This is a genomic window from Nonomuraea sp. NPDC049784, assembly GCF_040659615.1.
GTDB lineage: Bacteria > Actinomycetota > Actinomycetes > Streptosporangiales > Streptosporangiaceae > Nonomuraea.
Genome location: NZ_JBFAMX010000034.1, coordinates 1 through 23,110, shown reverse-complemented (window position 1 = coordinate 23,110; position 23,110 = coordinate 1). Strand labels below are relative to the sequence as shown.

Annotated in this window: 22 protein-coding genes; 13 read left to right on the top strand and 9 right to left on the bottom strand. The window is 69.4% G+C overall.

The annotated features are described in order from the left end of the window. The first annotated feature begins 78 nt into the window (after positions 1-78). The gene (locus AB0J09_RS11230; RefSeq protein WP_360688751.1) at positions 79-1,233 is read left to right on the top strand and encodes an MFS transporter; all 1,155 of its coding nucleotides are present in this window, start codon (positions 79-81) and stop codon (positions 1,231-1,233) included. On the opposite strand, the gene AB0J09_RS11225 is transcribed toward AB0J09_RS11230, so the two are convergent. From AB0J09_RS11225 to AB0J09_RS11205, 5 genes are all read right to left on the bottom strand, one after another. Beyond that, positions 1,230-1,730: a methylated-DNA--[protein]-cysteine S-methyltransferase gene (locus AB0J09_RS11225; protein ID WP_360688749.1), complete on the bottom strand. Its 501-nt coding sequence runs from the start codon at positions 1,728-1,730 to the stop codon at positions 1,230-1,232. The genes AB0J09_RS11230 and AB0J09_RS11225 overlap by 4 nt on opposite strands. Beyond that, on the bottom strand, positions 1,727-3,106 hold the full coding sequence (locus tag AB0J09_RS11220; RefSeq protein WP_360688747.1) for an AlkA N-terminal domain-containing protein: 1,380 nt from the start codon (positions 3,104-3,106) through the stop codon (positions 1,727-1,729). The genes AB0J09_RS11225 and AB0J09_RS11220 overlap by 4 nt, the downstream gene beginning before the upstream one ends. A gap of 252 nt (positions 3,107-3,358) precedes the next feature. Then, entirely contained in the window at positions 3,359-4,300 is a 942-nt protein-coding gene (locus AB0J09_RS11215) for an NYN domain-containing protein (RefSeq protein ID WP_360688745.1), read from the bottom strand. 107 nt (positions 4,301-4,407) lie between these two features. Then, positions 4,408-4,617: an acyl-CoA carboxylase subunit epsilon gene (locus tag AB0J09_RS11210; RefSeq protein ID WP_360688743.1), complete on the bottom strand. Its 210-nt coding sequence runs from the start codon at positions 4,615-4,617 to the stop codon at positions 4,408-4,410. After that, positions 4,614-6,203: an acyl-CoA carboxylase subunit beta gene (locus AB0J09_RS11205; RefSeq protein WP_360688740.1), complete on the bottom strand. Its 1,590-nt coding sequence runs from the start codon at positions 6,201-6,203 to the stop codon at positions 4,614-4,616. The genes AB0J09_RS11210 and AB0J09_RS11205 overlap by 4 nt, the downstream gene beginning before the upstream one ends. A gap of 36 nt (positions 6,204-6,239) precedes the next feature. Here AB0J09_RS11205 and AB0J09_RS11200 point away from each other — a divergent pair, with 36 nt between their 5' ends. From AB0J09_RS11200 to AB0J09_RS11190, 3 genes are all read left to right on the top strand, one after another. Beyond that, a complete protein-coding gene (locus tag AB0J09_RS11200) occupies positions 6,240-7,016 on the top strand; it encodes an ABC transporter ATP-binding protein (RefSeq protein ID WP_360688737.1) in 777 nt (258 codons plus the stop codon). After that, entirely contained in the window at positions 7,013-8,572 is a 1,560-nt protein-coding gene (locus AB0J09_RS11195) for a hypothetical protein (RefSeq protein WP_360688734.1), read from the top strand. The genes AB0J09_RS11200 and AB0J09_RS11195 overlap by 4 nt, the downstream gene beginning before the upstream one ends. Before the next feature lie 68 nt (positions 8,573-8,640). Beyond that, positions 8,641-11,262 (top strand): phosphoenolpyruvate carboxylase, encoded by a 2,622-nt coding sequence (locus AB0J09_RS11190; RefSeq protein WP_360688731.1) that lies wholly within the window; start codon positions 8,641-8,643, stop codon positions 11,260-11,262. 113 nt (positions 11,263-11,375) lie between these two features. Here the strand turns inward: AB0J09_RS11190 and AB0J09_RS11185 are convergent, their stop codons facing one another. The 3 genes from AB0J09_RS11185 to AB0J09_RS11175 all read right to left on the bottom strand — a co-directional run bounded on the left by AB0J09_RS11185 (position 11,376) and on the right by AB0J09_RS11175 (position 15,563). After that, the gene (locus AB0J09_RS11185) at positions 11,376-12,455 is read right to left on the bottom strand and encodes an epoxide hydrolase family protein (RefSeq protein ID WP_360688728.1); all 1,080 of its coding nucleotides are present in this window, start codon (positions 12,453-12,455) and stop codon (positions 11,376-11,378) included. A 64-nt stretch (positions 12,456-12,519) separates the two neighbouring features. Continuing rightward, positions 12,520-13,362 (bottom strand): formate dehydrogenase accessory sulfurtransferase FdhD, encoded by an 843-nt coding sequence (gene fdhD, locus AB0J09_RS11180; RefSeq protein WP_360688725.1) that lies wholly within the window; start codon positions 13,360-13,362, stop codon positions 12,520-12,522. Continuing rightward, complete coding sequence (locus AB0J09_RS11175; protein ID WP_360688722.1) at positions 13,359-15,563, bottom strand: FdhF/YdeP family oxidoreductase; 2,205 nt, start codon at positions 15,561-15,563, stop codon at positions 13,359-13,361. The genes fdhD and AB0J09_RS11175 overlap by 4 nt, the downstream gene beginning before the upstream one ends. A 35-nt stretch (positions 15,564-15,598) precedes the next feature. Here AB0J09_RS11175 and AB0J09_RS11170 point away from each other — a divergent pair, with 35 nt between their 5' ends. The 7 genes from AB0J09_RS11170 (at position 15,599) to bfr (ending at position 20,425) form a co-directional block, all read left to right on the top strand. Next, on the top strand, positions 15,599-16,420 hold the full coding sequence (locus tag AB0J09_RS11170; protein WP_360688719.1) for a biotin--[acetyl-CoA-carboxylase] ligase: 822 nt from the start codon (positions 15,599-15,601) through the stop codon (positions 16,418-16,420). A gap of 39 nt (positions 16,421-16,459) precedes the next feature. Then, the gene (locus tag AB0J09_RS11165; RefSeq protein WP_360688716.1) at positions 16,460-16,972 is read left to right on the top strand and encodes a PH domain-containing protein; all 513 of its coding nucleotides are present in this window, start codon (positions 16,460-16,462) and stop codon (positions 16,970-16,972) included. A 3-nt stretch (positions 16,973-16,975) separates the two neighbouring features. Then, entirely contained in the window at positions 16,976-17,944 is a 969-nt protein-coding gene (locus AB0J09_RS11160; protein ID WP_360688713.1) for an adenylate/guanylate cyclase domain-containing protein, read from the top strand. A 15-nt stretch (positions 17,945-17,959) separates the two neighbouring features. Further along, a complete protein-coding gene (locus tag AB0J09_RS11155) occupies positions 17,960-19,045 on the top strand; it encodes an S-(hydroxymethyl)mycothiol dehydrogenase (protein ID WP_360688710.1) in 1,086 nt (361 codons plus the stop codon). After that, entirely contained in the window at positions 19,045-19,644 is a 600-nt protein-coding gene (locus tag AB0J09_RS11150; RefSeq protein ID WP_360688707.1) for an MBL fold metallo-hydrolase, read from the top strand. The genes AB0J09_RS11155 and AB0J09_RS11150 overlap by 1 nt, the downstream gene beginning before the upstream one ends. A 100-nt stretch (positions 19,645-19,744) precedes the next feature. Continuing rightward, the gene (locus AB0J09_RS11145) at positions 19,745-19,921 is read left to right on the top strand and encodes a (2Fe-2S)-binding protein (RefSeq protein ID WP_091089695.1); all 177 of its coding nucleotides are present in this window, start codon (positions 19,745-19,747) and stop codon (positions 19,919-19,921) included. A 15-nt stretch (positions 19,922-19,936) separates the two neighbouring features. Beyond that, a complete protein-coding gene (bfr, locus tag AB0J09_RS11140) occupies positions 19,937-20,425 on the top strand; it encodes a bacterioferritin (protein ID WP_360688703.1) in 489 nt (162 codons plus the stop codon). 46 nt (positions 20,426-20,471) lie between these two features. Here bfr and AB0J09_RS11135 read toward each other — a convergent pair whose 3' ends face one another. Further along, the gene (locus AB0J09_RS11135) at positions 20,472-20,948 is read right to left on the bottom strand and encodes an RICIN domain-containing protein (RefSeq protein WP_360688700.1); all 477 of its coding nucleotides are present in this window, start codon (positions 20,946-20,948) and stop codon (positions 20,472-20,474) included. A gap of 314 nt (positions 20,949-21,262) precedes the next feature. Here AB0J09_RS11135 and AB0J09_RS11130 point away from each other — a divergent pair, with 314 nt between their 5' ends. Next, positions 21,263-21,931, top strand: coding sequence for a response regulator transcription factor (locus AB0J09_RS11130; protein WP_012888073.1), 669 nt, complete (start codon positions 21,263-21,265; stop codon positions 21,929-21,931). 3 nt (positions 21,932-21,934) lie between these two features. Beyond that, the coding region (locus AB0J09_RS11125; RefSeq protein WP_360688695.1) for an ATP-binding protein at positions 21,935-23,110 on the top strand (1,176 nt) is incomplete at its 3' end.

The following is a 23,110-nucleotide window of genomic DNA, read 5'->3' as shown; positions in this document are numbered from 1 at the left end:
TCGTCATGCTTGTATGGTCAGTTAGTCGGCGCGTGCAAATAATGCGTACGCTTACTAACGTCGTCTGAGGAGTAGTCTATGCCTCTCGCCCTGTTCGCCCTCGCGATCAGCGCCTTCGGCATCGGGACCACGGAGTTCATCATCAACGGGCTGCTGCCCAACGTGGCGGCCGACTTCGGCGTGACGATCCCGGCCGCCGGGTTGCTCGTGTCCGGATACGCCCTGGGCGTGGCGGTCGGCGGGCCGCCACTGACCATGCTCGGCGGGCGGTTGCCGCGCAAGACCATGCTGCTGTCGCTGATGGTGCTGTTCATCCTGGGGAACCTGTTGTCGGCGCTGGCGCCCTCTTACGCGGTGCTGATGGCCGGGCGTTTCCTGTCGGCCTTCGCGCACGGCGCGTACTTCGGGGTCGGCTCAGTGGTGGCCGCCGACCTGGTGGCGCCGCAGAAGCGGGCCAGCGCCATCGCCTTGATGTTCACCGGCCTCACGCTCGCGAACGTCGTGGGCGTGCCCCTGGGGACGTGGATCGGTCAGGCGTTCGGCTGGCGGGCCACGTTCTGGGTCGTGGTGGCCATCGGCGTGGCCGGCCTCGCCGGCGTCCTGGCTCTCGTCCCTCGCCGGCCGCGCCCGTCCGGCAGCGTCCTGCGGGAGCTGTCGACGTTCCGCAAGCCCGGCGTCTGGCTGGCCCTTGCGATGACCGTCTTCGGCTTCGCCCCGGTCTTCGCCGTCATCACGTTCATCTCGCCCATCATGACCGGCGTGGGCGGCTTCTCGCCTGGAGCCGTGCCCGTGGTCATGGCCCTGTTCGGGGTCGGCCTGGTGGTGGGCAACCTGGTCGGCGGCAAGCTGGCGGACCGGGCCGTCATGCCCAGCATCTACGGCTCGGTCGCCCTCCTCACCTTGCTGGCGGCGGCGGTCGCCCTGGTGTCGAGCAGCCAGGTGGCCTTCGTGATCATCATCATGCTGTTCGGCGTGGCCGCCTTCGCCACGGTCCCGCCCCTGCAGACCCGCGTCCTGGACGCCGCCGCCGGTGCGCCGACCCTCGCCTCGGCGGCCAACATCGGCGCCTTCAACCTGGGCAACGCCATCGGCTCCTTCGCGGCGGGCCTCACCATCGACGCCGGCCTCGGCTACACGGCCCCGGCCTGGTCCGCCGCCCTGCTGGGCTTGGTGGGGCTGGCGGTGGCGGGTGCGGCGGGCGTCCAGGCCCGCCGCCTCGTGCCCGCCGCCTAGAGTGCGCCTGATTCGTGGGCGATCAGCCACTCCTTGACCGGCACGCCGTAGTAGTAGCCGCCGTAACCGCCGCCGCTGGGCAACACCCGATGGCACGGCACAAAGGGCGCGATCAGGTTCTGCGCGCAGGCCGAACCGGCCGCCCGGGCGGCAGTCCGCGGGAGTCCGGCGCGTTCGGCCAGTTCCGCGTACGAGACGGTGGTCCCGGCCTTGACCTCGCGCAGTGCCTGGTGGAGGCGCTTGCGGGTGGGCGTGCCGGGCTGGGAGACCGGGATGGCGTCCAGGGCGTCCAGGTCTCCGGCCAGGTACGCCCGGGCCGCCGATGCGGCGTCCCCGAGGTCGTCCACGACCTCCAGACCCTCCGACTGCAGGGTGGGCGTGAGGCGTACGAACATCTCCTTGGGATCGGCGGTGAAGCCGGCCGCCACCAGGACCCCCTCGCGAGACAGCAGGGACAGCGGCCCCATGGGGGTCGGTACGAGCTGGGCAGCGATCATGATGAGCTCCAAAGGTGCAGGGCGGCGTAGGCCCGCCAGGGCCGCCACCGCTCGATGTGGTCGTCGGGAATGCCCAAGCAGGCCATGCGCTTCTTGAGCACGAGGTCGCCCGCGGGCCACGCGTCCGGGTCGCGGAGCGCCCGCAGCGCGATGTAGCTGGCCGTCCACGGGCCGATGCCGGGGACTTCGAGCAGGGCCGCCACCGCCTCGGCCGGGTCCTGGCCGCCGTCCAGGTCGATGCGGCCATCGGCCAGGTGGTCGGCCAGGTACTTGAGGGTGGCGATCCTGCGGGTCGTCAGGCCCAGGCCCGTGAGGTCGGTGTCCAGGAGTTCGTCGGGGGTGGGGAAGAGGGGGCCGGGGGCCTTGGCGACGATGCGGCCGAGGAGGGTACGGGCGCCGGCCACCGAGATCTGCTGGCCCACGACCGCGCGTACCGCCAGCTCGAAGCCGTCGAACGCCCCCGGCACCCGCAGGCCGGGACGGGCCGCCACCAAGGGGCCGAGCGAGGTCTGGCCGAGGATCTCCGCGATGGCGCCGGGCTCGGCGTCGAGGTCGAGGAGGCGACGGCAGCGCGCCACGATGCGGGCGAGCTGCCGCGTGTCCTCCACCGCCACGTCCAGGGCTATGTGGTCTCGCCGGGGTGTGAGCGTGATCGTCCCACCTGGTACGGCTCGTGCGTATGACGTACGCGTCGCCTCCTCCAGTCCGGGAATGGCGCGAGCGGCGAGGAACGCGAAGACCCCGTCCACGTCGTACGGCTCCCGCCGGTGCAGCCGGAGCCTGAGCGTCGCGTCGGACACCCGGGGGCCGGCCGTGGCACGCAGCTCGCTGGGCGTGAAGCCGTACGTCTCCCGCATCGTCGCGTTGAACTGCCGCACGCTCCCGAACCCCGACGCGAACGCCACCTCCGTGACCGGCAGTCCCGTCTCCGTCAGCAGCTGCTTGGCCAGCAGCAGCCGCTTCGTCCGCGCGACCGCCAGCGGCCCGACGCCCAGCTCGGCCACGAACAGCCGGTGCAGGTGCCGCTCCGTGATGTGGAGCCGCTTGGCCAGCCCCACGACGCCGTCGTCGTCGGCCGCGCCGTCGTCGATCAGCCGCAGAGCCCGGCCGACGAGGTCGCCCCGAAGGTCCCAGCCGGGATCGCCGGGTGAGAGCTCGGGACGGCAACGCTTGCACGGCCGGAACCCGGCGGCCTCGGCCGACGCCGCGTGCCGGTAGAAGCGCACGTTGCGGGACGAGGGCGTGCGGGCCGGGCAGATCGGACGGCAGTAGATGCGTGTTGTCGTCACCGCCGTGTAGAAGCGCCCGTCGAACCGGGCGTCCCTGGCTGAGACGGCCCGGTAGCAGGAGTCGAAGTCGAGCTCTAGTGGTGACATGCCTCCGACAGTATGCGGTTCCCGGGGGCACTGACTGGCGGAAATCGGACGTCAGCGTCAAATGGCTGGTCAGCAGGTCGGAGGCAGTGACTGGCGGGAATCGGACGTCGCTGCTCAGGGGTTGCGACGGAGCCGGGCGCGAACCAGCACCTGACGGCGCTAGGCAAGGCCGGACTGTGCTCGGCCCACCGTACGGGGCGATACGTCATGTACGCCCGTACGGCGATAGCCGAGGCCCTTCTCGAGAACCCCCTACTTGGACGAGACCCCCACTCCCAGGTCGAACTCCCGGTAGACCCTCGCCCAGAAGCCGTCACGCAGCCACACCCGGGCCTCCGGGTACGGTCGCAGCGAGTGGCCGAGCTCCTTCTCCGCCTCGATCAGCAGCTCGGTGTCGATCACGGTCGGCAGGATCGGCCCGGGCAGCAGGTCGCGGATGTTGTCGCGGCCACGGGTGAGAATCCACTTCTGTGCCACGTGCTCGCCCACGTCCTCCACGCGGGGGCGGCTCGGCCCGAGCTTGGCCACCTGACCGGGTTTGGCGTGCGGCTTGACGGGCGTGCGCCCGGCGAAGACCTGCGCGGGCGAGGGAGCGGCGACGGGTGGGGTGACCGGGACGGGCTGTGGAGCACGGCTGAAAAAGGACCTCAGGAAATCAGCGGAGATCACTTCTACGGTGTCGGACTCCCACACCAGGCGCTCGGCCTGGTTGGTGCCGTAAGGCGGCTCGACGCCCCACAAGTGGATGCGCACCCCGTACGCCTGCGCCGCCTCTACCGCCGGAACCATGTCCTCATCGCCCGCCAGCAGGATCGTGTCGGTGACCGCATGATGTCTCGCCAGTGCCTCCAGATCACTCCTGATCTGCGCGTCCACGCCTTTCTGCTGGCCACGGGCGTTCAGGTTGCCAAGTCGCACCTTGACCCAGGGCAGTTGGGCGATGACTCGCTGGTCGACGGTGGGCACGCGATCGCGGGCTGCGTCATACCAATAGATCCGCAGAAGTTCGCCGGAAATACGTTCCTCTGCATGTTTCTGTAGACTCTGGATGAGCTCATCGGCGGCCACCCGATATTCCTTGCGTTCCTTCGCACCGAGCAGCACTTCACCCGCCGCCGCGTACAGATAACCGACATCCACTAGGACGGCGTACTTGGCTGCCACAGGATGCGGCATGAGGTCTGGGATGGCCATGTCGTCCTCCAGGCCGCGGTGTTAGTTGATCGGCCGACTATATACGCCTACTTTCTCTAGATAGTCCCAACTCCCGGGGTCCTTGACACCCGATTCCCAGGATCTATCTAGGGTAGTGCGCTCATCCGCCAAGCCGACTTCCCTGGGACGACAGGCTTACGCATACCTCTGGCCGGGTTTCGCCATGTTTGGCGACGCGGTACTGGAGACTTCTCCGGTTCGGCCTGTGGGCTCTGTCGTGCCGCGAGTACTGCCACCAACGCCGCGATCTCCTCGGGCGTGGCGTCGCCCCGGACAATTCGCAGATCTGCCGTCATAGCGGGATGTTCCCATGCTTCTTCGGCGGGAGCGTCGCCCGCTTGTTCCTGAGCGCCCGCAGCGCCCTGACGACCTGGGGCCGGGTTTCGGATGGCCGTATCACCGCGTCCACGTAGCCGCGCTCCGCCGCGATATACGGGTTCGCCAGCGTGTCCTCGTACTCGGTGACGAGCCGCGCGCGCTCGGCCTCGGGGTCGTCGGAGGCGGCCAGCTCGCGCCGGTAGAGGATGTTGACCGCGCCTTGTGCTCCCATGACCGCGATCTGGGCGGTCGGCCAGGCCAGGTTGACGTCCGCGCCGAGGTGCTTGGAGCCCATGACGTCGTACGCGCCGCCGTACGCCTTGCGCGTGATCACCGTGATGAGCGGCACGGTGGCCTCGGCGTAGGCGTAGAGGAGCTTGGCGCCCCGGCGGATGATTCCGTTCCATTCCTGATCGGTCCCGGGAAGGAATCCCGGTACATCAACAAAAGTCAGTATCGGAATATTAAAAGCATCACATGTTCGAATAAATCTGGCTGCCTTCTCCGATGCGTGGATATCCAGACATCCCGCGAAATGCATGGGCTGGTTGGCCACGACCCCGACCGACTGGCCGTCCACGCGGCCGTACCCGACCACGATGTTCGGCGCGAACAGCGCGTGGACCTCCAGGAACTCCCCGTCGTCCAGCACGTGCTCGATCACCTGGTGCATGTCGTACGGCTGGTTCGACGAGTCGGGGATCACCTCGTCGAGCTCGGGGTCGAGCTCCAGGTCGGCGGCGGCCTCGAAGATCGGGGCCTCGTCCAGGTTGTTCGAGGGCAGGTACGACAGCAGCGCCTTCACGTACTCCAGCGCGTCGTTCTCGTCGGCGGCCTGGTAGTGGGCCACGCCCGACTTCGTGTTGTGCGCGTGTGCCCCGCCGAGCTCCTCGAACGTGACCTCCTCGCCCGTCACCGTCTTGATCACGTCGGGCCCCGTGATGAACATATGGGACGTCTGGTCCACCATCACGACGAAGTCGGTCAGTGCGGGGGAGTAGACGTGCCCGCCGGCCGCGGCGCCCATGATGAGGGAGATCTGCGGGATCACGCCGGACGCGTGCACGTTGCGCTTGAAGATCTCCGCGTAGAGGCCGAGCGCGACCACGCCTTCCTGGATGCGCGCGCCGCCGCCCTCGTTGATGCCGATGATCGGGCACCCGGTCTTGATCGCCAGGTCGAGCACCTTGACGATCTTCTCGCCGTACACCTCGCCGAGCGAGCCGCCGAACACCGTCACGTCCTGCGAGAACACGCACACCTGCCGGCCGTCGATCGTGCCGTGCCCGGTGATGACGCCGTCGCCGTACGGCCGCCGCTTCTCCAGCCCGAACATCGTGGACCGGTGCCTGGCGAACTCGTCGAACTCCACGAACGAGCCCTCGTCCAGCAGCGCGAGCACCCGCTCCCTGGCGGTCATCTTGCCCTTGGCGTGCTGCTTCTCCACCGCGGCCGCGGAGCCGGCGTGCACAGCCTCGTCGAGCCGTCGCTCCAGGTCAGCAATCTTTCCGGCAGTGGTGTGGATATCCGGCCGTTCTGGTAGAGGTTCCGCGGCAGTGCTCATGCGCGCAAGGCTAGTCCCTCCTCCTAGAGTGGATCCATGACGGATGCGGTTCGCACGCATGGTCTCTTCAAGCGGTACGGGCCGCAGGTCGCGGTGGCGGGCGTCGATCTGGTGGTCCCGGCGGGGAGTTTCGCCGGGCTGGTCGGACCCAACGGCGCGGGCAAGACGACCACACTGAGCATGATCACAGGGTTACTCCGTCCCGACGGCGGCTCGGCCGAGATCGACGGGTTCCACGTCTGGCGCGACCCCGTGGAGGTCAAGGCGCGCATCGGCGTGCTGCCGGAGGGCCTGCGGCTGTTCGAGCGGTTGTCGGGCCGTGAGCTGCTCCTCTACAACGGCCGGCTGCGCGGCATCCCCAAGGCCGACGTCGAGCAGCGCGCGAACGAGCTGCTTGCCGTGATGGACCTGGCCGGCGCGGCCGACAAGCTGGTCGTCGACTACTCCACCGGCATGCGGAAGAAGATCGGCCTGGCCGCCGCGCTGCTGCACAATCCGTCGGTGCTCTTCCTCGACGAGCCGTTCGAGGGCGTCGACCCGGTCAGCGCAAACACGCTCACCGACGTGCTGCGGCGGTTCACCGCGTCCGGCTCGACAGTGATCTTCTCCAGCCACGTGATGGACCTGGTCGAGCGGCTGTGCGACTGGGTGTCGGTGATGAGCGCGGGCCACATCGTGGCTCAGGGGCCGCTGGCGGACGTGCGCGGCGGGCGCAGCCTCAACCAGGCGTTCCTGGAGCTGGTCGGCGGCCCGCGCGACAACGGCGAAGCCGGCCTCACCTGGCTCGGCGCCAGGCCCGGGGAACACCAGTGACCACCGTCGCTCTTTTCGCGCAGCTCAAGCTGCGGCTGCTGGCCGGAAACCTGCGCGGGGACCTCCAGCGCAAGCTCGGCTTCGTCTTCACCCTGATCGCCGCCACCGGCCTGGCCGTGCTGGGCTTCTTCCTGATGAGCCTGCTCCGGCTGGCGCCCCACGACACGGCGGCCGACCTGGTGATCATCGCGTTCGGGATCTTCCTCATCGGCTGGATGACCGTGCCGCTGCTCGCGTTCGGTCTGGACGACACGCTCGACCCGGCGAAGTTGTCGCTGCTCCCGTTGCGCACGCGCGAGCTGGCGATCGGCATGTTCACCGCGTCCGTGACCGGCGTCTGGCCGGCGGCGATGCTGGTCGTCACGGCCGGTGCGCTGGTCGGCCTGGCGACGGGCGTGGGCGGCGTGCTGCTCGGGGTGCCGGCCGTGCTGCTGCAGTTCGCGCTCTGCGTGGTGACGTCGCGGCTGATCACCACCTCGCTCTCCAGCGCACTGCGCACCCGGCGTGGCCGCGACGTGCTGGCCGTGGCCGCGCTGCTGGTGGTGGTGCTCGCGCAGCTGCCCAACCTCGTGATGAACCGCGGCCTCGGCGACCCGGCGGCCATGATCGGCCGGCTGGCGGGCGTGCTCAGGTGGACCCCGCCGGGCATGGCCGCGCACGCGATGGCGGACGGCGGCCTGGTCGGGCTGGCCGAGCTGGCGCTCGTCGCCGTGATCGTGGTGGTGCTCGGCTGGTTGTGGATCAAGTCGCTGAGCAGGGCCCTTGTCACGCCGGACGTCTCCACCCAGGCCGCCTCCGTACGCAAGGAGAGCGGGCTGGTCGACAGGTTCCTGCCGGACGGACCGCTGGCGGCCGTGGTGACGAAGGAGCTGAAGTACATCAGGCGCGAGCCCAGGTTCCGCGTCGGCTGGTTCAGCTCGGTCGTCGTCACCGCCGTGCTGACGTTCTCGCTGACCAGGAACGCGGACGCCGGGGAGGGGCTGCCGATCGTGCTGACCTCCGTCGGCGCCCTGATGATCGCGCTGCAGTCGGGCAACGCGTTCGGCATCGACGGGCGCTCGTTGTGGATGAACGCCGTGGCCTTCGGCTCCGAGCGCGGCCTGGCCACCGACCTGGCCGGGCGCCATCTGGCCAACGCGCTGATCGCCATGCCGCTGCTCGCCGTGATCGCCGTCGCCACCGGCCTGTTCACCGGCCATCCCGGCACGATTCTTCCCGCGGTGCTGGCCGGGTGGGGCGCGCTCGGGGTCGGGCTCGGTGTCGGCTCGGTGACCAGCGTGGTGGTTCCGTACACCGTGCCCGAGCGGATGAACGCCTTCAGCAGCGCCGCGCCCGGGCAGGGCGGGCAGGCGTTCGCCTCGGCCATGGGGGCGATGCTCGGCATCGCGCTGCTGTCGCTGCCGTTCGTGGTGCCGCTGGTGCTCGGCTGGCTGTGGGTGTGCGCGCTGGCGCCGTTCTACGGGTTGCTGGCCGAGATGCTCGGCCGGCGGTTGGCCGCCAAGATCGGTCACGCCCGGCTGCCGGACCTGGTCGGAGCCGTGTCAAAGGGCTCGTGAGCAGTGGTCTAGTCCAATGGGCGAGACCGGTCTACGGCTTCCCCGAACGACTCGATACCCTTCAAAATATGATTGACCAGGGGTTCGAGCGTCGCAGCGCCGCCGTTACCGAGATGCCGGACGAGCTGCGCCACGATGTGCGCCTGCTCGGCAAACTGCTCGGCCAGGTGCTCGCCGAACAGGGCGGCGAAGACCTGCTGTCAGACGTCGAACGGTTGCGCAAGGCCGTCATAGCAGCACGCAGGGGCGAGGTCTCCGCCGACGAGATCACCGCCATGGTCGAAGGATGGGAGATCGAGCGGGCGGTGGCCGTCGCCCGCGCGTTCACCTGCTACTTCCACTTGGCCAACCTGGCCGAGGAGCACTACCGCATCCGCACGTTGCGTGAGCGCGACGCCGAGGGCAGGGTCCAGCGCGAGTCGCTGGCCCAGGCCGTCCAGCAGCTGGGCCACGAACGCGTGGCCGAGCTGCTGGAGGGCCTGGAGCTGCACCCGGTGCTCACCGCGCACCCCACCGAGGCGCGCAGGCGCGCGGTCGTCACCGCCATCCAGCGCATCAGCGGCCAGCTCACCGAGTACAACGCGCCGGGCCGCGGCGCCTCCGAGCGCGCAGAGAGCAAGCGCCGCCTGCTGGAGGAGATCGACGTCCTGTGGCGTACGGCCCAGCTGCGCTCGACCAAGCTCGACCCGCTCGACGAGGTGCGCACTGCCATGGCGGCCTTCGACGAGACGTTGTTCCGCATGGTGCCCCAGGTCTACCGCTCGCTGGACGCGGCGCTCGACGAGCACACCGGCACCCGCCCGCCGCAGGCCAGGCCGTTCATCCGGTACGGCAGCTGGATCGGCGGCGACCGTGACGGCAACCCCAACGTCACGGCCAGGGTCACCCGCGAGACCATCCAGATCCAGTCGGAGCACGTGCTGTCGGCTCTCGAGACGGCCTGCACGCGCATCGCCCGCACGCTGACCGCCTCCGTCCAGCTCGCCCCGCCCTCGCCCGGGCTGAAGTCGGGGCTGGCCGCGGCCGTGGACGCCTACCCCGACGTGGTCTCCGAGCTGGCCACCCGCTCGCCGCGCGAGCCGCACCGGCAGTGGCTGCTGTTCGTGGCGGCGCGCATCGCCGCCACCCACCGCCGTGACCTCGACCTCGCCTACCGCTCGCCCGCCGAGCTGCTGGCCGACCTCCGCCTGGTGCAGGAGTCGCTGGCCGACTCGGCGCCGCGGCAGGCGTACGGCGAGTTGCAGCACCTCATCTGGCAGGTCGAGACGTTCGGCTTCCACCTGGCCGAGCTGGAGGTGCGCCAGCACTCCCAGGTGCACGCGGCGGCCCTGGAAGAGCTGCGGGCCGGCGGCGAGCTGTCGGAGCGGACCGAGGAGGTGCTGGCCACGATCCGGGTGATCGCCTGGATCCAGGAGCGGTTCGGCGTCACGGCCTGCTCCCGGTACGTGGTCTCGTTCACCCGCTCGGCCGACGACGTCGCGGCCGTCTACGAGCTGGCCAGGCACGCGCTCGGTGAGCGGGCTCCCGTCCTCGACGTGGTGCCGCTGTTCGAGTCGGGCCAGGACCTCGCCAATTCGCCGCTCGTGCTGACCGGCATGCTCGACATTCCCGAGGTGCAGGAGCGGCTGGCGACCACCGGCCGGCGCATGGAGATCATGCTGGGCTACTCCGACTCGGCCAAGGAGCTCGGCCCCGCCGCCGCCACGCTCCGGCTCTACGAGGCGCAGGAGGAGCTGACCGCCTGGGCGGCCAAGCACGACGTGAAGTTGCGCATGTTCCACGGCCGCGGCGGCGCGCTCGGGCGCGGCGGCGGCCCGGCCAACCGCGCGGTGCTGGCTCAGGCGCCCGGCTCGGTCGCGGGCCGGTTCAAGGTCACCGAGCAGGGCGAGGTCATCTTCGCCCGCTACGGCCACATCGCGATCGCCCGCCGCCACATGGAGCAGGTGGCCAACGCCGTGCTGCTGGCCTCCTCGCCCACCGTCAGCGACCGTACGGCGGCCGCCGCCGAGCGCTTCCGCGGGCTGGCCGGGCAGGTGGCCACGGCGTCGGAGGAGGCGTACCGCGCGCTGACCGAGGCGCCGGGCTTCCCCGAGTGGTTCGGGCTCGTCAGCCCGCTGGAGGAGATCGGCACGCTCCGCCTGGGCTCGCGCCCCGCGCGCCGCGGCCTCGGCGCGCCGCGCTCCCTCGACGACCTGCGGGCGATCCCGTGGGTGTTCGCGTGGGCGCAGACGCGGGTCAACCTGCCCGGCTGGTACGGCCTGGGCACCGGCCTGGCCTCGGTCGGCTCCCTCGACGAGCTGCGGGCGGCGTACGCGGAGTGGCCGCTGTTCAACGCGATGCTCGACAACGCGGAGATGTCGCTGGCCAAGACCGACCGCTCGATCGCCAAGCGCTACCTGGCGCTCGGCGGCAGGGACGACTTCAGCCGGCAGGTGCTGGAGGAGTACGACAGGACCCGCGACCTGGTGCTGCGGGTCACGGGCCACACGCGGCTGCTGGAGAACCGCAAGGTGCTCTCGCGCGCCGTCCAGCTCCGCGACCCGTACGTGGACGCGCTGTCGCACCTCCAGCTGCGGGCCCTGCGCGCGTTGCGCACCGGCAACCCGTCGGAGCAGGAGCGCGAGCGCCTGTCCACGCTCCTGCTGCTGTCGGTCAACGGCGTCGCGGCGGGCCTGCAGAACACCGGCTGAGCCGGCCCGTCACGGTCCTGGCGGCGCTGTGAGCGATTAACCGCCCCCCTCGCCCCTCGCCAAGGGACCCCAGCCGATGTGCGGCGGGTCGCGGAGAAGCGCGGGCCGGCGCTCTAGCCGAGCCCCTCGAAGAAGGCGATGACGTCGGACGTGAGGGTCTCGGTCGCGGTGTGCGCGGTGTAGTGCCCGCGCGCCGGGGCCGGCAGCGTCTTCCAGGAGACGATGTTGGCGTGGTCCCGCTCGGCGAAGCGGCGTATGGACGCGAAGTCGCCCTCGCCCATCGCCAGCGCCGTCGGCACGGTGGTGGGCTCCTTGGGCTGCTCCATGCGGGCGTTCTCCCAGTACTGCCGGATCGCCGACCCCGCGGTCCCGGTGAACCAGTAGATCGAGGCGTTGGTCAGGACGAAGTCGTCGTCCAGGTCCTCCTCGAAGAGCTGGGCGAGCCAGCCGAGCAGCCCGGAGGGGGAGTCGGCGATGGCGTGGGCGAGGGTCTGCGGCTGCTGGGAGTGCAGCACGTTGAAGGCGCCCTTCTCCTTCCAGAACCAGTCGAGCACCGCGAGCCCTGCCTGCTCTTCCTCGCTGAGGTCGGCGAACTCGGCCGGGTCGCCGGAGGGGAAAGAGAACAGCTGGGTGACGTGCACGCCCACGACATGGTCCGGGTCGATCCTGCCGACCTCGGGCGAGATCATCGAGCCGCCGTCGTTCCCGGCCGCGCCGTAGCGCTCGTAGCCCAGCCGGGCCATCAGCTCGGCCCACGCCCTGGCGATGCGCTGGTTGTTCCAGCCCAGCTCGTGGGTGGGGCCGGAGAAGCCGTAGCCGGGGACCGACGGGATGACCAGGTGGAAGTGGCGTGACAGGGGCTCGATGGCGTTGAGGTATTCGACGATGGAGCCGGGCCAGCCGTGGGTGAGGATCAGCGCCAGGGCGTCGGGGTTGTCGTTGCGAACGTGGATGAAGTGGATGTTCTGCCCGTCGATCTCCGTGGTGAACTGCGGGTACGCGTTGAGCCTGGCCTCCTGCGCACGCCAGTCGAACCCGTCGCGCCAGTAGCCGACCAGGCGCTTCACTCGCTCGACGCTGACGCCCTGGTCGGCGCCGGCGATCTCGTCCGTGAAGCGGGTCAGGGCGAGGCGGGCCTGGAGGTCGTCGAGGTCGGCCTGCGGGATCTCGATGCGGAAGGGGCGGATGCTCACGGCGAGGCTCCTCTTGGGAAGGGGAACGGTTCGTTCTGTTCCAAGAGTATCAGAACGGAATGCTTTATTCCACAAGAATCCGTTCGGAGCCCGCGTAGATGTTGCAGCGCTCGCCGCGCAGGAAGCCCACCAGGGTCATGCCGAACTCCCTGGCCAGCTCGACCGCCAGCGACGACGGCGCCGACACCGCGCACACGACCGGGATGCCCGCCGCCAGGGCCTTCTGCATGATCTCGTAGCTGGTCCTGCCGCTGACCATGAGCACGTGCTCGGCCAGCGGCAGCCGCTCGGTCAGCGCCGCCCAGCCGACCAGCTTGTCCACCGCGTTGTGCCGTCCCACGTCCTCCCGCAGCGCCACCAGCGTCCCGGCGGCCGAGAACAGCCCCGCCGCGTGCAGCCCGCCCGTCTTGCCGAACACGCCCTGTGCTTCCCTCAGCCGGTCGGGAAGGCCGTACAGGAGCTCGGGAGTGAGTTCGAGCAGGCCCCTGGGGACCGGCTTGCAGCGGTCGTGCAGCACCTCGAGGCTGGCCGAGCCGCAGACGCCGCAGGCGCTCGAGGTGAGGAAGTGACGGTCGAGAGCGGGCAGGTCGGGGATGGGGCCGTCCAGGCGTACCGTCACCGTGTTGTAGCGGGCCTCGGGCGGGAGGTCCTCGTCGACGCAGTACGCGATGGCCGCGATCTCGCCGGCGCCGACCAGGCCCTCGCCGTGCAGAAACCCGGCGGCCAGCTCGAAGTCGTGCCCCGGGGTGCGCATGGTGATGGCCACGGTCTTGCGCGTGCCGTCCGGCGCGGTGAGGCGGATCTCCAGCGGCTCCTCCGTGGCCAGGTCGTCGCGGCGATCCCTGGCGGTGGAGCCGGAGAGCTCCCTGATCCTGATGCGGCTGGTGGGTCCCGGGCGCGACTTCACAGCGGCCGCACAGTGACGAGGGCGTTGTAGTCGGGGATCCGCGCGTCGGGCGAGCGGCGGGACTCGTCCAGCAGGACGTTTCCCTCCGGCCAGTGGATCTGGAGGTTCCCCGGCATCAGCGGGGCCCGCATGACCTTGCCCCGGTACGCGCGCTCGCCGGAGCGCAGCTCGACGGGGGTGCCGTCGGGCAGGCCCAGGCGGTCGGCGTCGTACTCGCTCATCAGGACGGCCTCGCGCGGTGCGCCGTTGAAGCCGTCGAGGCGCTCGTGGACCATGCTGTTGAACTGCTTGCCGCGCCTGGTGGCCACCATGAACGCGCCGTCGGGGCGCTTCAGCGCGGGCAGCGCGACGGCGGAGAACCTGCCCAGCCCGTCGGAGGTCTGGAAGCGGCCGTCGGCGAACAGGTGGCGCCCGCCGTACTGGACGTTGTCGCCGAACTTCCTCAGGTCCGCGATGCCCCGGTAGAAGGGGACCGCCTGTTCGATCTCGGCGCGGATCTGTGGGGTGCCAGTGAAGCGAACTTTTGCCGAAATTTCGGGATGTGTTCGGGAGGCCAGCTCCGTGAAGATCTTCCACTCCGGCCATGCCTCGCCGATCCGCGGGCCCTCGACCTCGGGGGAGAAGATGATCCGCCGCTCGGTGGAGGTCTCGGTCACGCCGCCGACCATCTCGTAGCGGGTCTGCGCGGGCAGCAGCAGCACGTCGCCCTCGCCCGGCACCAGCATCTGCGACGACAGCACGATGTCGATGTGCACCCGGAGCCTGAGCCGCGACAGGGCCTCGCGGCAGTAGGCCGGGTCGGGCAGGACCTCAAGGAAGTTGCCGCCGCTCGACACCAGCGCGTCGAGGTCGCCGCTGTGGGCGGCGTCGATCATGTCGGTCGCGGTCAGGCCGGGCGTGGTCGGGACTTCGAATCCCCACATGTCCGTAAATTTCGCGGCATTTTCTGGCGTGATCGGCAGGCCGCCGGGCAACCCGGTCGCGTACGCGCCCATCTCCGCCCCACCCTGCACGCCGCTGTGCCCCCTGATCGGCATCAGCCCGCACTTGTCGCGCCCCACGAAGCCCCTGGCGAGCGCCAGGTTCACGATCGCGCGGACGTTGTCCTCGCCGTACGTGTGCTGCGTGATGCCCATCGACCACACCAGCACCGCAGACTTCGCCTCGCCCAGCAGCCTGGCCAGGCGGTACATGTCGTCCCTGGACGTCCCCGACAGCGCCTCGAGCTCGTCCCACGACTGGCTCGCGACCTTCACGCGTAGCTCTTCGAAGCCGGTCGTCCGCTGGTCGACGAACTCTTTGTCCACCCAGTCGTTCTCGATCAGGTGCTTGAGCACGCCGTTGAGGAAGCCGATGTCGCCGCCCACGTTCACGCCGAAGAACTCATCGGTGATCTTCGTGCCGAACAGGGCGGACTCGGCGTTCGACGGCACCCAGTACTTGTCCATGCCGGGCTCGCGGTAGGCGTTGACCATCGCGATCCTCGTGCCCGCCTTCTTGGCGTGGTAGAGGTACTTCATCGCGACCGGCTGGTTGTTCGACGGGTTGGAGCCGACGAACACGATCAGGTCGGAGCCGATCCAGTCGGTGTACGAGCAGGTGGTGGCCGCGGCGCCGATGGTCTGCTTCAGCGCTACCGTCGAGGGCGAGTGGCAGATCCTGGCGGCGTTGTCGATGCTGTTGGTGCCGAGCGCGCGCACGGCCTTCTGGGCCGCGTAGTAGTTCTCGTTCGGCATGCCGCGGCTGGTCAAATACGCGCCGAAGCGCGCGTCGCGCAGGCCGTTCGCGGCGATGCGCAGCGCCTCGTCCCAGCTGATCCGGGTGAAGCCGGGCTCGCCCTGCTTGCGGAGCATCGGGTACGGCAACCGCCCCAGCTCGCGAAGCTCGGCGCTCTTCCTGCCCGTGAGCCCCGAGACGTCGCTCAAAAGTGAGGTGTCCAGGGCGGTCATGGTGTTCAGTGGCAGCAGCCGCAGCCGGATGTTGCACAGATGGATCTCGTCCATCGTCCAGTCACGCATGCCCTGCGTGCCCAGCGCGCACCCGTCGCAGGTGCCCTGGTTGAGTATCCGCCAGGCGTAGCGCCGGTTGCCCTTGACCGACTTGAACGCCTTCCAGAGCTCAAGGTAGTTGTTCGGCTTGCGCAGCCCGATGCCGAACGGCCGCCAGGACGCCCAGTTACGCGGATCCAAAGGCTTGCTCATCTCTTTATCTTCCTCCCACCTGCCAAGATAGGGGGATGCCCGACTCGCGTTATTCCGACCTCGAACGCCCGCCGCTCTCCGAGGCGGCGCTCAACCGCGCGCTCGTCCGCCCCGGTTCCCTGTGGACGGGCGTCACCGTCGTGGAGAGCACCGGCTCCACCAACGCCGACCTCGCCGAGGCCGGCGTCGGCGGAGCGCGCGAGGGGGCGGTGCTGGTGGCTGAGTCGCAGCTCGCGGGCCGCGGCCGGCTCGGGCGCAGCTGGTCGATGCCGCCGCGCGCGGGCCTGACGTTCTCGATCCTGCTCAGGCCGGACCTGCCGATCGCCACGCAGGGCTGGCTGCCCCTCCTGTACGGCGTCGCCGCCGCCTCGGCGGTACGCCGCCTGGCCGAGGTGGACGTACGGCTCAAATGGCCCAACGACCTGCTGATCGGCGAGCGCAAGCTGGCCGGGATCCTGGCCGAGCGGGCCGATGACGCCGTCGTCATCGGCATGGGCATGAACGTGTCGCTCAGGCAGGAGGAGCTGCCCGTCGAGACGGCCACGTCGCTGGCCATCGAGAAGGCGGCCTGCGTCGACCGGGACCCGCTGCTCAGGGCCGTGCTGAGGGAGGTCGAGAGCCACTACAGGGAGTGGACGGCGGCCGATGGCGACGCGGAGGAGTCGGGGCTGCGCTCGGCGTACCTGGCGGCCAGTGCCACGGTCGGGCGGCGGGTCAGGGTGGAGCTGCCGGGCGAGCAGGCGGTGACCGGGCTGGCTACGGGCATCGACCTGTCCGGGCACCTGCAGGTGGAGTCGGAGGGTGAGCGCTACACGCTGAGCGCCGGAGATGTCGTACATGTACGTCCAGCGGAATGAGCATGGCCGCCGGGCGGCGATGATGGCACGATTTGGGCCATGACCCTTCCCGACCACCATCTGACGCAGGGTGAGCAGCGCGTCCGATCCTTCCACCCCCACTGGAAGCGGCTCATCGGCCCCTTCCTCGCGCTGATCCTCATCGTCGGGGCCGCCGGCGCGGCGCTGTTCTTCATCCCGGGCGAGTGGGAGTACGCCTTCTACGCCAGGATCGCCGCCGTCGTCATCGGCCTCATCCTGCTGACGATCTATACGCTCGTGCCGTACCTGCGCTGGGTGAACACCGGCTACGTGCTCACCACCCACCGCTTCACGATCAGCATGGGCGTGCTCAACAAGTCCACCGACGAGATCCCGATCGCCAAGGTCAACACGGTCAGCTCCGACCAGACGTTCCCCGAGCGTCTGCTGGGGTGCGGCACGCTGACCGTCGAGTCGGCGGGCGACCGGGGCGAGATCGTGCTGCGCGACATCCCGAGGATCCAGGACGTCCGCACCGACCTGTTCAGGCTCGTCGAGGACGCCTCCGACGGCGATATCGACGACCGCTGACGCGTGAGCAGCTCCAGTCGTGGCAGGCCGACCGCCGAGGAGATCGAGCGGATGCTCGTCGGCGCCCCGGCCCGCTTCACGAAAGACCAGATCACCGACAAAGCAGACGTGCCGCAGGAGCTCGCCGAGCGCATCTGGCGCGCGCTCGGGTTCGCGCAGCCGGCCGACGGCGCCGTGGCGTTCACCGACGCCGACGTCGACGCGCTGCGCCGGGTGCGCAGGATGCTCGACAGCGGCGTGCTCGACGAGCAGACGGTCATCCGCATGGCCCGCGCGCTCGGCCAGACCACGGCCAGGCTGGCTCAGTGGCAGGCCGAGATCATTATCGGCGCGATGTTGCCGCAGGAGCCCTCGGAGGACGACCTGGCCCAGGTGCTCGACGCGGCGCTGGAGCTGAGGCCCGACTTCGAGCAGGTGCTGATCCATGTCTGGCGGACCCAGCTCGCCGCCGCCGGCACCCGGCTGCTGGCCATCGCCGACGGCAACGACGAGCTGGTGCCCACCCGGGTCTCGATGGCGGTGGGGTTCGCGGATCTGGTGTCGTTCACCAGGCGTGCGCGCGAGCTCGACGAGAAGGAGCTGGCCGAGCTGGTCGAGGGGTTCGAGGCGCGGGCCTCCGACGTGGTGACCTCCCACGGCGCCAGGCTGGTCAAGACGCTGGGCGACGAGGTGCTGTTCACCGCGCCGACCGCGGTCCAGGCCGCGGAGATCGCGCTCGACCTGGTCGAGTCGGGCGTCGAGCTGCGCATCGGCATGGCGTACGGGCCCGTCCTGCCCACGATGGGCGACGTCTTCGGCACCACCGTCAACCTGGCCGCCAGGCTCACCGCCATCGCCAGGCCGGGCACGATCCTGGTCGACTCCTCGCTGGCCGAAGGGCTCGACGGGTTCGAGACGCACAAGATCAGACGTCGTCCCGCAAGGGGCCTCGGCGTGGTGCAGCCCTATGTCTTGCGGAGATCATCCTCCTGACACAAGATGGCTGGCATGCCGTACGAAGTGCAGGGCGTCATCGCCCGAGCCAAGGGCCAGGAAGTCTCACTCGAAACGGTCGTGGTGCCGGACCCCGGCCCCGGCGAGGCGGTCGTGAACGTGCAGGCCTGCGGGGTCTGCCACACCGACCTGCACTATCGCGAGGGCGGGATCAGCGACGACTTCCCGTTCCTGCTAGGGCACGAGGCGGCGGGCGTCGTCGAGGCGGTCGGCCCCGGCGTCACCGAGGTGGCCCCCGGCGACTTCGTGATCCTCAACTGGCGCGCGGTGTGCGGACAGTGCCGCGCGTGCCTGCGCGGCCGTCCCTGGTACTGCTTCAACACCCACAACGCCGCCCAGAAGATGACGCTCAAGGACGGCACCGAGCTGTCGCCGGCGCTGGGCATAGGCGCGTTCCTGGAGAAGACGCTGGTCGCCGCCGGGCAGTGCACCAAGGTCTCCGCCGAGGCGCCCGCGCAGGTCGCGGGCCTGCTGGGCTGCGGCGTCATGGCGGGCCTCGGCGCCGCGATCAACACCGGCGGGGTGACCCGCGGTGACTCCGTCGCCGTCATCGGCTGCGGTGGCGTGGGGGACGCCGCGATCCTCGGCTCCTCGCTGGCCGGCGCCGCGAAGATCATCGCGGTGGACGTGGACGACCGCAAGCTGGCCTGGGCCCGCGACTTCGGCGCCACCCACACCGTCAACTCCCGCGAGAACGACCCGGTGGCGGCGATCCGCGACCTGACCGGCGGCTTCGGCGCCGACGTGGTCATCGAGGCCGTGGGCCGCCCGGAGACGTACAAGCAGGCCTTCTACGCCCGGGACCTGGCCGGCACGGTCGTCCTGGTGGGCGTCCCCACCCCCGAGATGACCCTCGAACTCCCGCTCCTCGACGTCTTCGGGCGCGGCGGCTCGCTGAAGTCCTCCTGGTACGGCGACTGCCTGCCGTCGCGCGACTTCCCGATGCTCATCGACCTGTTCCTGCAGAACCGGCTGCCGCTCGACAAGTTCGTGACCGAGACGATCGGGATCGACCAGGTCGAGGCGGCGTTCGCGAAGATGCACCGCGGCGAGGTGCTGCGCTCGGTGGTGACGTTCTGATGATCGACAGAGTCATCACCTCGGGCACGTTCTCGCTGGACGGCGGCACCTGGGACGTCGACAACAACGTCTGGCTGGTCGGCGGCGCCCGCGAGGTCATCGTCATCGACGCGGCCCACGACGCCGCCCGGATCGCCGAGCGGGTGGGCGGGCGCACGGTCAAGGCCATCGTCTGCACCCACGCGCACAACGACCACATCAACGCAGCCAAGCCGCTCGCCGACCTCACCGGCGCGCCGATCCGGCTCCATCCCGCCGACCAGGTGCTGTGGGAGCAGCAGTACGGCGACGCGGTGCCGTACCAGCCGCTGGCCGACGGGGACAAGATCGAGGTCGGCGGGATCGCGCTGGAGGTGCTCCACACGCCCGGCCACTCGCCCGGGGCGGTGTGCCTGTACGCGCCGGACCTCGGGGCCCTGTTCAGTGGCGACACCCTCTTCAAGGGCGGGCCCGGGGCGACCGGGCGGTCGTACAGCTCGTTCGACACGATCATCGAGTCGATCAGGGAACGGCTGCTGAAGCTGCCACCCGAGACCGTCGTGCACACGGGGCACGGCGACTCGACCACAATCGGCGCGGAGGCTCCACAGCTCAGATAGCCGAGTGTGGCCTAACTAACGTAGGCAAGCCTTACCAAAGTGAGCTATCTTAGGTGTGCCTAACCTACTTAGTTCTGCTTGTCGAGAGGCCTGTCCCCAGATGTACGCGTGCATTTGTCGTGCTGTGACCGAGAATGAGGTGCACGACTGCATCGCTGCCGGGGCCAAGAGCGCGAAGCAGATCCGCGACACCACTGGTGCTGGTGGTGACTGTGCCCGATGTGTGCGGAAGATCTGTGCGATCCTGAAAAGGTCTGAAGAACTGACGACCGCATAGCGAGGGGCCCGTTTCATGCAGGGCGACAAGCAGATCATCGAGTTGCTCAACGAGCAGCTGACCGCTGAGCTCACCGCGATCAACCAGTACTTCCTCCACGCCAAGATGCAGGAGAACTGGGGATACACCAAGCTCGCCGAGCACACACGCGCGGAGTCGTTCGAGGAGATGCGCCACGCCGAGCGCCTCACCGATCGCATCCTCTTCCTCGAAGGCCTGCCCAATTACCAGCGTCTGGGGACCCTGCACATAGGCCAGACCGTCGAGGAGCAGCTCAAGGCGGACCTCGAGGTCGAGCTCTCGGTCGTGCAGCGCCTGCGCCCGGCGATCGCGCTCATGCGCGAGAAGGGCGACATCACCTCCGCCCGGATCTTCGAGGAGATCCTGGAGGACGAGGAAGAGCACATCGACTACCTGGAGACGGAGCTCGACCTCATCCGGAGCCTGGGCGAGCAGCTCTACCTGGCCCGCTACGCCGAGCCGCCGTCGCCGTCCGACGACTGACCACGGTTGCCGGGTGGGCCTGCCGAAGCCCACCCGAAAGCCGGCTCTAGCGCATGATCCAGACCTGGTCGGAGATGTTCTTGCAGGTCCACTGGATGATCCACTTGCCCGGCTTGCGCTCGCTCTTACCGACCGCCAGACACATCCCGGTGGCCTTGTTCTGCAGGTGCTGCTGGTTGTCGTAGATCCACTCCTGCTCGAGACCGCCGTCGGTGCACGGCCACTGGATCGCGTACTTGCCCTTGACCTGGGCGCCGCGCGCGATCGCCAGGCACATGCCGGTCTTGGCGTTGATGAGCTTGCGCCCCTTGTAGATCCACTGCTGGTCCTTGTTGGTGGAGCACGTCCACTGGATGACCTTCTTGCCCGCCTTCACCTCGCTCTTGCCCACGGCCAGGCAGAGCTCCGTGGCGGCGTTCATCAGGCGCGACCTGCTCGCCGCCGAGGCGGGAGCGGCGGCCAGGGACAGCGCCATGGCGGCGGTCGCGGCGACGGCGAAGATTTTCTTGGGAATGGCAACCACGTCGATGACCTTTCTGCGAGCTGTTGATCATTGAGACGCGCGCAATTCCCCTTTTGTTCTGATCGGTCACGCCTGGCTCGCCCAGTCGGTCGCCGGGGTGTCGTGCCCGAGGGTGAGATCATCGGGAGGGTTGGTCATGACGCGGAACGCTAACACCATGATCGGTGCGTCGCGCTACCCCTCCCAACAGCGGTAATTTAATCCGGACTAACCGATATTTAGCCGCGTTTGCCCAGGTCAATGGATAGGTCAACGACGAGTCAAACCCGGCGCTGTACCCGGGAAACGATCGCCTAAGGTCCTACGATCGCTTCATGACCTGCGTACTTCTCGCCGAGGATGACACCTCGATCTCGGAGCCGCTCGCGCGTGCGCTACGCCGCGAGGGCTACCAGGTCGAGGTGAGCCCGGACGGCCCGCAAGCACTGGAGCGGGCACTGTCGGGCGGTATAGACCTCATAGTTCTTGATCTCGGCCTGCCCGAAATGGACGGGCTGGAGGTCGCCCGCCGGATCCGGGCCGAGGGGCACGGCACCCCGGTACTGATACTCACCGCCCGCGTCGACGAGGTCGACACGGTCGTCGGACTCGACGCCGGCGCGGACGACTACGTGACCAAACCGTTCAGGCTGGCTGAGCTGCTCGCCCGGGTACGCGCGCTGCTCCGCCGCGGCACCTCCGAGACGCCCGTCGTCCAGGGCGTGCGCATCGACGCCGATTCACGCCGTGCGTGGATGGGAGACAAGGAGTTGCATCTGACGACGAAAGAGTTCGACCTGCTGCGCGTGCTCGTACGTGACGCCGGAAAGGTCGTCACCCGCGAGCAGATCATGCGAGAGGTCTGGGACACGAACTGGTGGGGTTCGACCAAGACACTCGACATGCACATCTCCTGGCTGCGCCGCAAGCTCGGCGACGACGCCGCGAAACCGCGCTACATCACTACGGTCCGGGGAGTCGGCTTCCGGTTCGAACGCGAGTAGGAGATGCGCCGCCGACTGCTCTCCTCCACGCTGCTCGTCGCGGTCATCGCGGTCCTGCTGCTGGGGGTCCCCCTGGGCGTCGTCGTCAGTCGCCTGATCGTCGACGAGGCGGCTCAGGAGCTCGGGGCGGAAGCCAAACGCCTCGTGGGAGAGGTCGAGTATGCCCGTGTTCAGGAGACACCGCTCGACCCCCAGCAACTGGAACAGAAATACCCAGGCCGGTACATACAGATATGGGAGCGCGGAACCCCCCTCAGGGTGACCGTCGTCGGCACCGCGCCGCCGTCCGGTCACCTCATGACTGAGGACGCGCAGACCAACACAGGCGTCTACGTCCGGATAAGTCGCGACAGGGATAAGGTCGAGCAGGATGTACGAGCTCGTCTCCTGCTCATCGTGGCCCTGGCCGTCGCCGCCCTTGCGGTGGCCGTGAGCTTGGCCGTCGTACAGTCCCGGCGATTGACGCTACCCCTGCAGGACCTGGCGAAGATCGCCGAACGGCTCGGCTCGGGCGACGCACGGCCGAGCAAACACCGCTACGGCATCCCCGAACTGGACCGGGTGGCGCAGGTGCTCGACCGCAGCGCGACCCGCATCTCCGACCTGCTCACCCGCGAGCGCGAGTTCGCCACCGACGCCTCCCATCAGCTCCGCACCCCCTTGACCGGTCTCACCATGCGCCTTGAGGAGATCGTGTCCGCAGCGGACGAGCCCGAAGTCGTACGAGAGGAGGGCGAGGCGGCGATCGTGCAGGCGGAGCGGCTCACCGCCGTGATCGACGAGCTGCTGGCCGCGGCCCGGCGCCAGCGACACGCCCAGGCCGAGCCGATAGCCGTCGACGAGGTCCTCATCCAGCAGATCAGGGAGTGGGATCCGGTGTTCAAGGGCGCCGGCCGCATCCTGCGGCTCGAAGGCGGGCGCGGCCTGAAGGCGCTGGCCACCACCGGCGGCTTCGGCCAGGTGATCGCCTCCCTGCTGGAGAACTCCCTGCGCCACGGCGGTGGCGCCGTCACCGTCACCACCACCAGCGGCGACAACTACGTGGTGATCGAGGTCTCGGACGAGGGCCCGGGGATCGCCGACGAGATAGCCCCCAAGATCTTCGAACGGAACGTCAGCGGCGGCGGGGGCACCGGCCTGGGGCTGACGCTCGCCCGCGCGCTGGCCGCGGCCGACGGC